The sequence below is a fragment of the Shimia sp. genome (assembly GCF_965227725.1).
In the GTDB taxonomy this organism is placed as follows: domain Bacteria; phylum Pseudomonadota; class Alphaproteobacteria; order Rhodobacterales; family Rhodobacteraceae; genus Shimia.
The window spans coordinates 1,147,007-1,160,576 of sequence record NZ_CBDDGH010000001.1 but is presented as its reverse complement, the minus strand read 5'-3'; the positions used below and the strand labels follow the sequence as shown (position 1 = coordinate 1,160,576).

General features: G+C 55.9%; 18 protein-coding genes. 4 read left to right on the top strand and 14 right to left on the bottom strand.

The features are described from left to right. Nucleotides 1-6: 6 nt before the first annotated feature. Genes ACO07T_RS05475 through ACO07T_RS05455 form a run of 5 tightly spaced genes read right to left on the bottom strand, consistent with a single transcriptional unit; the run spans nt 7 to nt 2,091 of the window. Nucleotides 7-720 (bottom strand): flagellar hook-basal body complex protein, encoded by a 714-nt coding sequence (locus ACO07T_RS05475; RefSeq protein WP_209058404.1) that lies wholly within the window; start codon nt 718-720, stop codon nt 7-9. Nucleotides 721-722: 2 nt separating this feature from the next. Then, nucleotides 723-992, bottom strand: a complete 270-nt coding sequence (locus ACO07T_RS05470; protein ID WP_209058403.1) for a flagellar biosynthetic protein FliQ — start codon at nt 990-992, stop codon at nt 723-725. Further along, complete coding sequence (fliE, locus tag ACO07T_RS05465) at nt 992-1,279, bottom strand: flagellar hook-basal body complex protein FliE (RefSeq protein ID WP_209058401.1); 288 nt, start codon at nt 1,277-1,279, stop codon at nt 992-994. Before fliE ends, ACO07T_RS05470 begins: the two co-directional genes overlap by 1 nt. Before the next feature lie 22 nt (nt 1,280-1,301). After that, entirely contained in the window at nt 1,302-1,688 is a 387-nt protein-coding gene (gene flgC, locus ACO07T_RS05460) for a flagellar basal body rod protein FlgC (RefSeq protein WP_209058400.1), read from the bottom strand. 19 nt (nt 1,689-1,707) lie between these two features. Continuing rightward, nucleotides 1,708-2,091, bottom strand: a complete 384-nt coding sequence (locus ACO07T_RS05455) for a FlgB family protein (RefSeq protein ID WP_422048568.1) — start codon at nt 2,089-2,091, stop codon at nt 1,708-1,710. Nucleotides 2,092-2,175: 84 nt separating this feature from the next. Between ACO07T_RS05455 and ACO07T_RS05450 the strand changes: the two genes are divergently transcribed. Beyond that, complete coding sequence (locus ACO07T_RS05450) at nt 2,176-3,510, top strand: FliI/YscN family ATPase (RefSeq protein WP_209076468.1); 1,335 nt, start codon at nt 2,176-2,178, stop codon at nt 3,508-3,510. A gap of 118 nt (nt 3,511-3,628) precedes the next feature. Here ACO07T_RS05450 and ACO07T_RS05445 read toward each other — a convergent pair whose 3' ends face one another. The 6 genes from ACO07T_RS05445 to ACO07T_RS05420 all read right to left on the bottom strand — a co-directional run bounded on the left by ACO07T_RS05445 (nt 3,629) and on the right by ACO07T_RS05420 (nt 7,398). After that, nucleotides 3,629-4,366, bottom strand: coding sequence for a DUF1217 domain-containing protein (locus ACO07T_RS05445; RefSeq protein ID WP_422048567.1), 738 nt, complete (start codon nt 4,364-4,366; stop codon nt 3,629-3,631). Nucleotides 4,367-4,413: 47 nt separating this feature from the next. After that, nucleotides 4,414-4,818 carry a flagellar biosynthesis repressor FlbT gene (gene flbT / locus ACO07T_RS05440; RefSeq protein WP_422048566.1) on the bottom strand — a complete coding sequence of 135 codons (405 nt, stop codon included), beginning with the start codon at nt 4,816-4,818 and terminating at the stop codon, nt 4,414-4,416. Further along, nucleotides 4,815-5,195 (bottom strand): flagellar biosynthesis regulator FlaF, encoded by a 381-nt coding sequence (gene flaF, locus ACO07T_RS05435; RefSeq protein WP_422048565.1) that lies wholly within the window; start codon nt 5,193-5,195, stop codon nt 4,815-4,817. Before flaF ends, flbT begins: the two co-directional genes overlap by 4 nt. A gap of 81 nt (nt 5,196-5,276) precedes the next feature. Beyond that, nucleotides 5,277-6,506 (bottom strand): flagellin, encoded by a 1,230-nt coding sequence (locus tag ACO07T_RS05430; protein WP_422048564.1) that lies wholly within the window; start codon nt 6,504-6,506, stop codon nt 5,277-5,279. Nucleotides 6,507-6,731: 225 nt separating this feature from the next. Then, nucleotides 6,732-7,100 carry a flagellar biosynthesis protein FlgN gene (locus tag ACO07T_RS05425; protein WP_422048563.1) on the bottom strand — a complete coding sequence of 123 codons (369 nt, stop codon included), beginning with the start codon at nt 7,098-7,100 and terminating at the stop codon, nt 6,732-6,734. Beyond that, a complete protein-coding gene (locus ACO07T_RS05420) occupies nt 7,093-7,398 on the bottom strand; it encodes a rod-binding protein (protein WP_209058385.1) in 306 nt (101 codons plus the stop codon). Before ACO07T_RS05420 ends, ACO07T_RS05425 begins: the two co-directional genes overlap by 8 nt. Nucleotides 7,399-7,508: 110 nt before the next feature. Between ACO07T_RS05420 and ACO07T_RS05415 the strand changes: the two genes are divergently transcribed. From ACO07T_RS05415 to ACO07T_RS05405, 3 genes are all read left to right on the top strand, one after another. After that, entirely contained in the window at nt 7,509-8,936 is a 1,428-nt protein-coding gene (locus ACO07T_RS05415) for a flagellar hook-length control protein FliK (RefSeq protein ID WP_422048562.1), read from the top strand. Between the two features lie 9 nt (nt 8,937-8,945). Next, complete coding sequence (locus ACO07T_RS05410) at nt 8,946-9,626, top strand: flagellar hook capping FlgD N-terminal domain-containing protein (RefSeq protein ID WP_422048561.1); 681 nt, start codon at nt 8,946-8,948, stop codon at nt 9,624-9,626. A 92-nt stretch (nt 9,627-9,718) separates the two neighbouring features. Continuing rightward, on the top strand, nt 9,719-10,564 hold the full coding sequence (locus ACO07T_RS05405; RefSeq protein ID WP_422048560.1) for a phosphotransferase family protein: 846 nt from the start codon (nt 9,719-9,721) through the stop codon (nt 10,562-10,564). On the opposite strand, the gene ACO07T_RS05400 is transcribed toward ACO07T_RS05405, so the two are convergent. The 3 genes from ACO07T_RS05400 to ACO07T_RS05390 all read right to left on the bottom strand — a co-directional run bounded on the left by ACO07T_RS05400 (nt 10,543) and on the right by ACO07T_RS05390 (nt 13,567). Continuing rightward, nucleotides 10,543-11,787 (bottom strand): NAD(P)/FAD-dependent oxidoreductase, encoded by a 1,245-nt coding sequence (locus ACO07T_RS05400; protein ID WP_422048610.1) that lies wholly within the window; start codon nt 11,785-11,787, stop codon nt 10,543-10,545. The two genes, ACO07T_RS05405 and ACO07T_RS05400, sit on opposite strands and share 22 nt — an antisense overlap. A gap of 77 nt (nt 11,788-11,864) precedes the next feature. Continuing rightward, the gene (locus ACO07T_RS05395) at nt 11,865-12,683 is read right to left on the bottom strand and encodes an ABC transporter permease (protein ID WP_209058375.1); all 819 of its coding nucleotides are present in this window, start codon (nt 12,681-12,683) and stop codon (nt 11,865-11,867) included. Continuing rightward, the gene (locus tag ACO07T_RS05390) at nt 12,680-13,567 is read right to left on the bottom strand and encodes an ABC transporter permease subunit (protein ID WP_422048559.1); all 888 of its coding nucleotides are present in this window, start codon (nt 13,565-13,567) and stop codon (nt 12,680-12,682) included. Before ACO07T_RS05390 ends, ACO07T_RS05395 begins: the two co-directional genes overlap by 4 nt. Nucleotides 13,568-13,570 lie beyond the last annotated feature (3 nt).

Below are 13,570 nucleotides of genomic sequence, written 5' to 3'. Positions count from 1 at the left end.
CTCTGGTTACTTGACTAGTGTTTTTACCGCGTCGCGAATGCGGTTGTGTTCATTGTCGAGGAAGGTTTGACCCATCTCATAGGCGCGTTGCACCTCGATCATGCGCGAAATTTGGTTGATCGGATTGACGTTGGAACTTTCCAAGAAGCCCTGCAAAATACGCCCATCTTCGATGGGTTCGTATCCATCCGGCGCTTCAAACAGAGTGCCCGACTCACGTCTGAGATCGAGCGGATTCGTCGGTCGATAGAGACCAATCTGCCCCAGCGGCTGGCCATCAACACTCAGCGTACCGTCTGAGGCCACATCAACGCCCTTGGCATCTGGTGGAATAAAGACCGGCGCACCGCCAGCATCCAGAACCAGGTTGCCATCCATGGTGACCAAATCACCATTCTCATTTGGTGTAAAAGCACCTGCACGAGTCAGTCGTTCCCCTTCAGGAGTCTGAATGAGGAAGAACCCTGTACCTTCGACCGCGAAATCAAAGCTGCCACCGGTCTTTTTCAGAGCGCCCTGCTCCAGCGACGTCGTCTGCACATTGGCGGCAGCCATCGAGATACTTTCAGTCCCTGGCGCAGACTTAATGAATTCCGAGAAGGTAATACCTTCTGCGCGATAGCCCGTTGTCGCCGCGTTGGCGATGTTATTGGCCAAAACAGTCATCTCTCGTTTCAGCCCGGATTGACGGGTCAGTGTGGTGTAACCGGCGTTATCCATAGTCAGCCTCCGACAACAAGCGGGATAATGTTTGATTGAAAAAACGACACGAGCGTCTGCACCATGAAACCCATGGTCGCCCAGAAAATGATGACGATGCACAGAACCTTGGGCACAAACGTCAGCGTCATTTCCTGAATGGATGTCAAAGCCTGAAACAAGCCAACTGCCACACCAGAGATCAGCGCCACAGCCAGGATCGGCGTGGAGATCAAAACTGCAACCCAAAGACCTTGGCGCAGCGTGTCAAAGAAGATGGCCTGCTCCAGCATCAGACGGGCATGCGCAGGATTTCTTGGTAGGCTTCCACGACCTTGTTGCGCACGGTCACGGCAGTTTCGACGGCCAGCTCAGTCTGAGCCAAAGCTTGGACCAGCGTGTGCGGGTCCGCTTTGCCGGTCATGGCCTGCATGGACACCTGCTCGCTTTCCTGCAGGGTCGCGGCGAAGTCTTTCGCCAGACCAAATAGCGCGTTGCCACCTTGAGCATTTTCCGCCGGGCCGGTTGCAGGCTTGGAAGCGGTATATTTCTGTGCGGCGAGTACTGTACGGACATCCATTCTGGCTCTCCTTATTCACTTGTTATTTGCGTAAAAGTTCCATCAGCGACGAAGACATCTGTCGCGTCTGGTCGAACATTTTGAGGTTGGCTTCATAGCTGCGCTGCGCCTCACGCGCGTCCGCAATTTCGATGATCATATCAACGTTGGAGCTCATGTAGTTCCCGGTGCCATCCGCCATCGGGTGGCTTGGGTCATAAATCTGCTGACCCTCCGAACGATCAAGCTGTACCGGACCAACCGAGACGCGCCCGTCGCGCGCAGCCGTATCAGCTTCGAATTGAACAGTTTTACGCTGATACCCGGGTGTATCAGCGTTTGCGATGTTCTCAGAGACGTGGCGCAGGCGCGCGGCCTGTGCACGTAGGCCAGAGGAGGTGACACTTAGGGCTGTACCGAAGTCGCTCATAGATCAGATACCTTGTGAATTAACGCGAGATGGCTGTGCGCAGGACAGACATGGAGGATTTGTAAATCGCGACCGAACGATCATGCTGGCGCTTGATTTCTACTGCTTTCAGCATCTCTTCTTCGACAGAAACGCTGTTACCGTTGGGGGAAACTTCCGCAGTGGAGAGACCTGGAGCCATGTCAGAGGACTCCAAGCTGCTGCCGTGATGACCAGCGCGGGTTGCACGCATGGTGCCGCTACCGCCATCATTCTGATAAATCTCTTGGAAAGGTTTGATATCGCGGGCTTGATAACCCGGAGTATCCGCATTCGCCATGTTCTGCGCAACGACGGTCTGTCGTGCGGCTGCATGTTTGCCCATGGCATGGGCGGCTTTGAAAACGTCCAACGATTTGAACATCGGGGCTTCTCCCTCGAACTGCTTAAAGCAAGGCTTAACCCTGATTCCTTTAGAAAGTGTTTCGTAGGAACTTTGGAGAATCCAATGGACACAAAAGGGCTAGAAAGCCTTGGCGCGGAACTCGAAAGAGTGCGCCCAATCAAGGACATAGGCCGTGTAAGCGCGGTTGAGGGCAATCTTCTGAGGGTGCGCGGCCTCAACAAAGTCGCGCGAATCGGAGATTTGCTAGAAGTTACACTTCAGGATGAGCGCAGGATTTCCGGTGAAGTCATACAGTTGCATAGTAACGATATGACAATGTTACCTGACGCGGCACCGGATGGCGTGTCGATTGGAGATCGCGTTGCGTTGCGCGACCAGATCGGGATCGCGCCTTCGGATGCTTGGATCGGGCGGATCATTGATCCTTACGGAAACCCGATTGACGGAAAACCTCTGTTGCGTGGACCGGAAATGCGGCCCCTGAAAAACCCGCCCCCACCTGCGGCGGCGCGACGGGCACTTGGCAGCCGGCTTGAAACCGGGATGGCGGTCTTCAATACGATGCTGCCGATCGTGAAGGGCCAACGTATTGGTTTGTTTGCAGGATCTGGTGTCGGCAAATCGAGCCTCATGGGGCAATTCGCCCGCCACATGACAGGTGACATCGCCGTCATTGCGCTGGTTGGGGAACGGGGGCGTGAACTTCGGGAATTCGTTGAGCATGTCTTGGGGCCTGAAGGGCTTAAGCGGTCCATCGTCGTCGCCGCCACATCCGATCAATCGCCGCTCGTGCGCAGGCGTTGCGCTCTCGCCGCGATGAGTGTGGCAGAGCACTTCCGCGATCAGGGTAAGCATGTGATTTTCATGGCAGATTCGATTACCCGATTCGCAGAGGCTCACCGTGAGGTGGCCGTTGCGGCCGGAGAAATGCCAGCGCTTCGGGGATATCCGCCATCGACCTCTCATATGATCATGTCACTGTGTGAACGTGCCGGCCCCGGGTTGGAAGGGCAAGGCGATATCACCGGTGTGTTCAGTGTTTTGGTGGCGGGCTCGGATATGGATGAGCCGATCGCGGATATTTTGCGGGGGGTGTTGGATGGACATGTGGTGCTGGATCGCAAGATCGCTGAGCGCGGCCGCTACCCAGCTGTGGACCTTCTGAGGTCAGTGTCACGGAGCTTGCCGCACTGTGCTACACAAACAGAAAATGCAGTGATTACAGAGGCTCGCAAGCTTTTGGGCGCCTATGAACAATCCGCCACGATGATCCGCGCCGGGCTTTATTCCGCCGGATCTGATCCTGCCTTGGACGTGGCGATCAACGCCTGGCCAGAGCTGGATTCCTACCTTGGAGATGGCCAGAGCGCGTCCATTGACAACGCCTTTGCCAAGCTCACATTGCTGCTGAGACGCGCCGGGGCACGCGGCGTCTGAACACAGAAAAGGCGCGCCTTCGAGCGCGCCTTTTTGAGCGATTTGGGACGTCGGTATCGCGTCTGTATTGCGTCGTTATCGCAGCTGTATCGCGTAAGTGCCTTGTCGGTCTTTAAGATCAGTAGGACAACAGGGTCAGAGCGATCTGTCCGGAGCTTGCGACGGAGACATTGTTGATCTCAGACATCAGCAAAAACCGCTGCACAATCTGGTCACGCGCTTCCGTTGACACAAATTGGGAAATCTCGCCATCACCTGTGAGTTTCTCCAGACGGCTGCGGAAAGTGTTCAGTTGAGAATCCAGATCTTGTGAGCCAAATTCACTTGGAAGCCCAAAAGCGGTTTCAAACACCCGGCGCAGTGGCGGGTTGCCCATCACTGTGAACCAGTTGGTGTTGTCACTACTGCCTGAGAGCGCGATGTCGTCCAGCTCACGTACCGCGTTCATGGCAAAGCGCAGATTTTCATCCTGTTCGCCAACCGCTCGCTCAAATTGGCGTGCGACAAAATCTTCTCGGATGTTTTCTGCAAAACCTGGCGTTTTGTGCCAAGGCCCACCCAAATCACCAAAACCAAAGGCTTCGGCAAATTCGCGATACCTTGTGTCGGCCAAACGGTTCGCCAAGGCATCATCTGCTTGTGAACCCTCTTCGAGGATGGTTTTGATAAAGAACTTGCTGTTTATATCTTCATCAAGGCCAAAGGCGCCCAGTGCCACTGTTAAAAGCCGACGATCGTTCACCAAGTCTTCGGCGTTCTCAACCTTACCGATATTCTCGGCAAAATAGTCGAGATCGCGTTTGACGATAAAGGAGTTCTCAAACGCTTCGGTCTGGGTCTCCATGGTCCGTTGCATGAAACCCCATGCAACAAGACCCGTGCCTACGACAATCGGCTGGTAAGTCATTGGCGTGCAACTGCCATGAGGCGTTCCTCACGGTCCAGCAGGGACCGCAGCGCCTTGAGACCCTGATAGTGACGTCCACCGATCACCGCCTCTGTCGCCAAACCGATCTGACGACGACTGTCGCTGTCGGTAAACACCTGACTGAGATCTTCTATGTGGCGCAGCAGGGAGCGCTCCACCTCGTCGGCATCCGCGTCACCGGACAGCACAAGCTGCAAGGAATAGCAGGCACGGCGTACCGGGGTGTTGGCTTCTTCGGGGTGAATGGCATCCCGCAGGCGCAGGATGTTTGCGTTTGGGGTCATGATGGAGAGGCGGGACCGACGGTCGCCGTTTTCAATCACTGCTCCATTGACCAGAACCCGCTCTTTCGGGCTCAATTTAAGAACAAGGCCGCTCATGCTGCTGCTGCTCCACTTCGAAGACCGCGCAAGATGGCGGTGTTAACTTCAAGAAGGGGGCGTACATTGGCGTCGCCCGCCAGCACCTTGGTGCTATGATGATCTGTAAACTCGGCGAGGTAGAAAATCTGGGCGCGCAGCTCTTGTGGCAATTCATTGTCTGCATCTGCCACCATGGTGGCGAGCAATGTCCAAAGCTGGCGATTTTCGTGTATGGCTTCCACCAATGCCGGAAATCCGCGTTTTTTGCCCGTTTTGGCCGCTTCTTTCAATTTGTGGGTGATGCGTGCGATTACATCGTATTCGAGTTTCCCCCCGGTTCTGGTTGGTGCAGAAGCTTGACTGTATGCCTTTTTGGCAAGAACGTTTGGGGTCACGTCAGAATTCCCTGAATAGTAGTCGGTCGGGCGATTTAATGGAGGGAGTGAGGGCGCGTGGCGCGCCCCCACCTAGATCCATTAACGGAAGAGGGACAGCAGCTGCTGTGGGCCTTGGTTCGCGATAGACAGCGACTGGGTCGCCAGCTGCTGCTGAACCTGAAGCGCCTGCAGACGTGCAGAGGTTTCTTCCATATCCGCATCGACCAGGGAGCCGATACCGGATTTCACAGAGTCAGACAGGTTAGACACGAAGTCTTTCTGAATGCTGATACGGCTTTCAACAGTACCAAAGGCCGCGGAGGCGTTGATGCTGGTGGTGATCATCGTTTCGATGGAACCCAGAGCAGCCTGAGCGCCCGACAGGTTGCTCACGTTGATCGCAGCCAAAGCGCCAAGACCACCAGAGTTGCTATTGGTGAATTGGCCAGAGATGGTGATATCGGTTGGACCGGTATTGTTGAAAGTGAGCTGGTCAGCAGCTGGCGTGCCAGATGCGTTGTACTCCACCGTCAGGCCAGCAATGTTGAGGCCATCAATTGCGGCCTTAAGACCGGTTGCTGCAATCTCTTCAACATCACCACCACCGACAATGTCGTCTGCGGTAACAGTGTAAGACGCTGTTTTGCCAGCAATGCTGATGGAGACCGAGTCGCCTGCAGCAAGTGTATCCGTACCGTTCAGACCAATGGTTCCGGTACCGGCGCCATCGATTGTCATGGAGAAGGTATCACCTGCGGTTGAAACAGACGCACCACCGGAGGCAACAGTGGTAGAGAACGTGTTCTTGGCAGTATAACCACCCTGAGACAGGTTCTGACCGTTCACTGTGATAGTGGAGGACGAAACAGTACCGTTGGAAGCACGGTCCAACGAAGACAGAATCTGGGTGGAGCTTGTGTTGCCATCCACCAAGTTCAGGCCGTTGAACTGAGCTGCACCCACTACGGATCCGATCTGATCCCGCAGCGACGTAATTTCGTTTTGCAGCTTTGTACGGTCAACGTTGTCGCCCTGCGCAGATACGATACGTGTTTTAATCTCACCCAGCAGGTCGGTCACGGTTTCGGTGGCCTGACGAGCAACCGCAACAGTGGATTCACCCAGTGCAAGGCTTTCCTGAACGGATTTGAAGCCGTTTACGTCGGATTCCATGGTTTTGGAGATCGCCCAAACAGCGGCGTTCTGTTTGGCGTTGTCCACTTTTTTACCGGTGGAGATTTGACCCTGAGTCTCGGAAAGGCTTGCGTTCACGGATTTCAGGGTTTGCAGCGCAACCATAGCGCCGTTGTTTGTCAGAAGGCTGGTCATGGCTTTCCTATACCTAATATAAATGGCGCTTTTGCGCCGGGTTGTATTTTGCGCTCCTTCGCGGGAACGCTCCTGAACGTCATTCTGACATGTACCGCCGGGGTCTCCGGATCAGTGCCACTCTCTGTGGAGTGCGGGTTCAACATGGCGGGATAAGTGCTAACGCTTTCCTAAACACGAACCCCGCAATCACTGGCATTTTAACTAAACTTGCGAGAGGTTGATTTATGCTCTCTTTTCAACACGTTGACCGGCGCTCATTTGAACAGCATGGCGCTGGCCTGTGTTGGTGTAGGTTTCCAAAGATGTGCGCACACGGCGCATCGCGCCCATGCGCTCTGTGGTTGCGCGCAAACCCTTCTGAGTCGATTCCAGAAGTGCGTGGTTGCGGCGGAAAAGATCCTGCAGGGGCGCAAGGGATTCGGGGGCGATCGTGTCTTCTTCCTGCTGCTCTTCGAGCTCTTCAAACAGCGCTTCCTTACGGGTAAGCAAACCTTCAAGCGCATCAAGCTTGCCTTCGATCAAGGCGGTGCGCTCATCCTCCAGTAGAGAGGTCAGAGAATCGATCAGATCATTGGTCACATCATCAGACATCGGCGCGCTCCTTTAAGGCGTTGAAGAAAGCTTCGGACAGGCCAATCCCGCCCGAGGCGACCATGGCGCGGGCCTGCTCCTGACGAAGAAAGGAAGAGAACTGGTCTTCGCCAGCGCCGCCGCCAAAAGATTCGCTGGTTTTGCCCAGACCGGCAGATTTCAGCATTTCAGAGAGAAAGGTGATTTCGAGCTCATTGGCGGCGCTGCGGAGCGCCTCCTCCTGAGCGGTGGGCAGAGGGCGGATCGGCTGAGCACTGGGCGCAACCGGCACCGCGACTGGGGCCGTTGTGTGGAGCATTTCTTGCCTCGCGGGTTGTGCATGTTTTTCCGTTGTGACCGAGGACGGTAAAGAAGTGGTAAGGAAAGCTGAGGTAGGGGTTTTGCGGTGGAAGAATTCCCGGAGGCCCTATGTTGAACCTGCCTTTACTCGCGCCGCAGCCTGCCCAAACGGCAGCCGCAGCCCCCAAAAAAAGCGCTGATGCGCGCCAGGAAAACAACGGTTTTTCTGATGTTTACGACGATATGAACAGTGCCGATGACCGGCCTTCTGACGATCTCCATGAATCGCGAGAGGCACGCGCGGACCAAGCTGAGGATGCGCCGGTAGAAGGCGAATCGCAGGTCAAGCAGAGCAAATCAAACTCCGAGAAAGAAGCGCCTGAAGAGGCGGACTTTGCTGCGACCGAAACGGCAGAGCCGAGCGAGTCGGAGCCGGAAGTTCAAATGCGCGGCGTCGAAAAACGTGCGGCGGTAAACGCTTCTGAAAATGCTGCGATGATGCGAATGGCACACCCGGCAGAAGGCACCGCGGCCACCACCAAAGCTGAGGCACCAACTGCAGCCGCACAGGCCCAAACCACCGCCACCGCCGCAAAACCGCTCATCGATGAAACCAAAATTGCGGCCACCGCAAAATCAGGTGAATCGGCGCAACTCTCTGAGTCCCAAGCAGCCAAACTGGCAGCCGAGACGCCTGAAGGACTTGACCCAATGCAAGTTCAGGTGCGCAACAAAGGCACCCAACCTTCTCAGGCTCAAGCTGCCAATGCGGCGCTTGCGGCCGCGCAAAGGGCACTGCCGGAAGCCGCATCTGAGACCGCTGCAACGCGCAACCCGGTCAAATCAGATGTGGAAGTCGAAGCGGACGCAGAGGCGCCGACCGCCAAACTGGAAGCACCGAGCACACCAACGGTTTCCACCACTCAGCAAATGCAGGCACGTGCCATTATGGAACAGGTACAGGCAGGGGCCCAATCGATTTTGGCCAAGGGTGGTGAAGCCAACGTCGGGCAAGCAGCAGACTCAGCTTTGCCTGCCGCTCTGGAAGAAAACAGCATCAGCCCACGCGGAATCATGAGCGCGCAGGAAGCGGCCTCTCAGGCCCGTCTTGCCAACAGCGCCCCGAACCCGGCCTATGTGGTGCGCCAGCTCGCAGATGCAGTGAAGACCAGCGACAAAAATCTGATCGAACTGACAATGGATCCGCCGGAGCTAGGCAAAGTGCGCATGTCGATGGCGGAGACCGGCGGCGTGATGGCCGTGACCATCAGCGCGGAAAGCCAGGCGACCACTGAATTGATGCGCCGCCACATGGACCTGCTGCGCAAAGACTTCATGGAGATGGGCTATCAGGATGTGTCTTTCTCCTTTGAACAAGGTGGCAGCGACGCTTCCGGCCAACAGGCCCAAATGAACAACGAATTTGGCCAAGGTGGCGGCGGACAGGGCGAATCATCTCACGGTGGCTCTGTCCAAACTGACGCCGCGCCCATCTTGGCCGCACAACAAACTTCGCAACTTTCAGCCGCAAGCAGCGGCGTTGACATCCGCATCTAGGAGACTCCTATGGACGCTGTAACCTCTTCGACCAGCGCAGCCCCATCACGCGCCGCAACCGCGGCCAATGCAGTGGCTGCAAATCAGAATGAAACCGCGCTTTCTTCTGACTTTGAGACCTTTTTGCGCATGCTTTCGGTTCAAATGCAGAACCAGGATCCGCTGAACCCTCAGGACTCCACCGAATTCGCCACGCAGCTGGCGCAATTCTCAACCGTGGAACAGCAAACCCTGACCAACACGCTGCTGACCAATCTCGGCTCGCAGTTGAACGCGATGGGGCTGAGCGGTCTGACCAATTGGGTTGGCATGGACGCCCGCGTGAACGCACCTGCGCATTTCTCAGGCGCACCGATTGAGGTCGTGCCAAACGCCAATGCGCAGGCAGACAAAGCCTATCTGGTGGTGAAAAACGCCAATGGCGCAGAAGTTCAGCGTTTCACCATTGATCCCAAGGCGGACACGCTGGAATGGGCCGGTGTAGACAACTCAGGCAAGCCATTTGCCAGTGGCCTCTACAGCTTTGAAACAGAGAGTTACGCGAAAGACGAGCTGCTCGATACAGTCAGCGCTGATGTCTATGCGCGGGTGACGGAAGCCCGCACCGGCACCGATGGAGTGGTTCTCATCGCTCCGGGCGGTGTTGAATTTGCATCTGACAAAGTCCTGTCCCTGCGCCAGCCAAGCTGAGGCTTGCCCCTGACACGGACGTGAATTAGCGTCGCGGCGCTCTGAAAAGGAACGCCGCGCTGCCTGTTTTTGCCCCCTCCCCCTCTGCATCTGTGATTGCGGCCTTTGCGCGGGCATTGCCAGATACGCCGCTCCCATCCTCTTGGGAGCCTCTGTTTGGTGGACGAACCAATATGGCATGGCGCGGGATCTGTGAGGGCGCGCCTGATGTGGTCCTGAAACTCTATCGGGGTGCCGCTCAGAACCCGCTTTTCCCAAATGACCCGGCAGCGGAAACCCAGCTGTTAAAAATACTTGCGACACATCCTATGGCGCCGCACTTCTGTGCTTCGTTTGAAGCGGAAGATGGTCAGTGCAATGTTTATGAGCATTTGCCCGGGCGCGTTTGGAAATCAGACACAAAGGCGGTTGCCTCGCTGATGCTTGATTTGCACCGCATCCCGCCCCCTACTGGTTTGCGGCAGGTGCCCGATGGATCATCAGAGCTTCGCACCCAAATTGAGTCGATTCTATCGCGCTGCTCTACAGCACCTGATCTGCTGTCACAGCTGCCGACGGGAGACATCGCCCCAAGCGGACGACGCGTACTCTTGCACAGCGACATCGTACCGGGAAACCTCATCGAAAACGACAAAGGCTTGCACCTGATAGATTGGCAGTGTCCGGCAATAGGTGATCCCTGCGAAGATATTGCCATATTTCTCTCCCCTGCGATGCAAGTCCTGTATCGCGGAAAACCTCTCAATCAGGCTGAAATAGAGACATTTTTTGAAGCATATGATGACGAAACGACCGCAACGCGTTACCGATCTTTGGCGCCATTTTATCACGCCAGAAGCGCTGCCTATTGCCGGTGGCAGATGGAAAACGGACAACCGGAATATCGCGATGGCTTACAACTTGAAATGGTGGCGTTTCAGAGGTCCTTGAAGGCGTAGTAGAGATAAGCAGGATACATCAACAGCCTGCGTGAGCGCCCAAGGGGAAAGCGTTGGGGCGTGGCGCGCATAATCCCCGGGTGTCGATGCGTTCCGGTTCCCAGAATCTCCTGAGCAAGGAGCAAGCCTGCATAGCTCCCCATGGCAACGCCGTTTCCATGAAAGGCGAAGGCGGCAAACAGATCATCTGCCCCCGGGACTTTGCCGGCAAAAGGTGTTTGAGCGCGGCTGTAGCACACAAAGCCACCCCAGAAATGTGGTGTTTCCACCTCTCTCCAGGCAGGAAAAAGCTGTGCGAATTCACGCTTGATGCGGATGCGAATGGCCTCATGCGCGGGCCTCGTCGTGGCCAGACCACCGCGCATTCCGAATAGAAACCGGCCATCCGGCATGAGCCTGAAGTAATGCAGCAGATTTCGGCTGTCATAGGCCATCTGTGCAGAGGTCCAACTTTGCGCCTTTTGCTCAGCCAAGGTGAGCGGACGGGTGACAAGGATACTCGATTGCGCGGGCAAAAAGCGCCCCGCAAGCCATGGCGGAATATGCTCACCGGAGTAGCCATTTGTTGCGATCACAAGCTTCTTTGCTGTGACCTGTCCTTGCGGGGTGGTCAGATGCCAAAGCCCGTTTTTGTACTCGGTCTCAGTGACAGGCGTGTCACCGTAGATCTTTACGCCAGCCGCCTCTGCTGCGTCAGCGAGACCACGAAGGTATTTTCTCGGATTGAGCGCGAAGCCAATTGGCAGCGTGAGCGCACCATGAAAACTCGTGCCCAGCCCCTGTGCCGCAAGCTCTGACTTATGAGTCACCTTCGCTTTCAAGCCATATGTTTGCTCAAACGCAGCGGCTTCAGCAGGGAAAGTCTGAGAAACACGAGCATTGTGCGCAAGCAGCGTTTCACCTTCGGAATGTCGATCCACATCCCAACCAAATCGTGCCAGGAGCTGCTCGACATGCTCCACCGCCGCACGTTCAGTTTGGAGATAATCTGACAGAGCGTCCTGACCAAATCGCTTTTCAAGCGCCCTGTGGGATGCTTTTGCTCCACCCAAGCAGCAGAAGCCTCCGTTGCGGCCGGAAGCGCCCCAACCAACCTGTTTCGCATCCAGCACAGCGACGGACACACCAGCCTCTGCAAGGTGTAGCGCGGCGTTGAAGCCTGTCACACCTGCACCGACGATGGCGACGTCGGCACTGGCAGTCTCGCTGAGCGGACCCCGCACAGTCAAAGAGACTGTTTCAGCCCAAAAGCAGCTTTCTAGCGGTCCATCGCCATAGGCAAATGAATCGCAAATCCGGCTCATGCCGACTTGGCCGCGGCCGCCTCATCCCGCCGTTGACGCACCACATTGCGCTTGTTGATCAAGGATGCTGTCACCACACCAATGGTGACCACCAGGATCATGATGGTTGAAAGCGCGTTGATTTCAGGGCTGACACCCAAGCGCACAGAGGACCAGATTTTCATCGGCAACGTGGTGGCAGAAGGTCCAGAGGTGAACGACGCAATGACCAGATCATCAAGCGATAGCGTGAAGGCCAAAAGCCAACCCGAAATCACAGCAGGCGCGATGATCGGTAGGGTCACAAGGCGGAAGGCTTCCACTGGCGTGCAGCCCAAATCCAACGCAGCTTCCTCAAGTGATTGATCAAAGCTCACGAGACGGGAACTGACCACCACAGAGACGTAGCACATCGAGAAAGTGGTATGCGCAAGCACAATCGTGAACACGCCGCGGTCCATGCCAAGGCTGATGAACAGCAGCAGCAGTGACAGGCCGGTGATGACTTCTGGCATCACCATCGGAGCGTAAATCATGCCGGAGAACAGCGTGCGCCCGCGAAAGCGCCCAGCGCGCACCATAACGATGGCCGCCATGGTGCCCAATACTGTGGCCAAGGTGGAGCTGATGAAAGCAACCTTCAGAGTGACCCAGGCCGCATCCAGAAACGCGCGATTGTTGATCAACTCGCCGTACCATTTTGTGCTGAATCCAGCCCAAACAGTGACGAGTTTGCTTTCGTTGAAGCTGAAGATGATGAGGATCACCATCGGCAGGTAAAGGAACACAAAGCCGAGCGTCAGCGAGGTGACGTTGAACCAAGACATCTGTCTCATCTGCCTGCCTCCCGCTGCTTCTGCTCATTGCGTTGGAAGAGCACGATGGGAATGATCAGGATCAGCAGCAGGACAACAGCCACGGCGCTGGCAACGGGCCAGTCGCGGTTGGAGAAGAACTCCTCCCACAGCACTTTGCCGATCATCAGCGTGCGCGAGCCACCCAGCAAAGAGGGGATCACAAATTCACCGATTGTGGGAATGAAAACCAGGAAACTGCCTGCGATGATGCCCTGTTTGGAGAGCGGCACAGTGATCAGCCAGAAGGCGGAGAAGCGCGAACAGCCAAGGTCTTCGGCGGCCTCCAAGAGGCTGATGTCGAGCTTTTCCAGAGCGGCATAGATCGGCAGGATCATGAAGGGCAGATAGGTGTAAACGATGCCGATGTAGACGGCGATATTGGTGTTCAGGATCACCAAAGGCTCACTGATGACACCGATGCTAAACAGGAACTGGTTGAGGTAGCCTTCCTGGCTGAGAATGCCCATCCATGCATAGACACGGATCAGAAAGCTTGTCCAAAACGGCAGGATCACCATCATGAAAAGCATGGCGCGCCATTCTTCAGGCGCCCGCGCCATTGCATAGGCGATGGGATAGCCAACCAGCAGCGTCAGGAAGGTGGAGATCAGCGCGATTTTCAGGCTGGAGAGATAGGCTTTCCAATAGAGGTCATCTTCGGTCAGCCAGATGTAGTTTTCCCAGTCGAGTTCCGAGAAGAACTCTCTGATCGCGCCAAAGCCCGCCGATATATCCAGCGTTGGCGTGTAAGGCGGGATCGCGATGGCTGTGTCAGAGAGGGAGATTTTGAAAACGATCAGGAACGGCACAATAAAGAGTGCCAGAAGCCAGACGTAAGGGATTGCGATCAGAAGACGACGCATCAG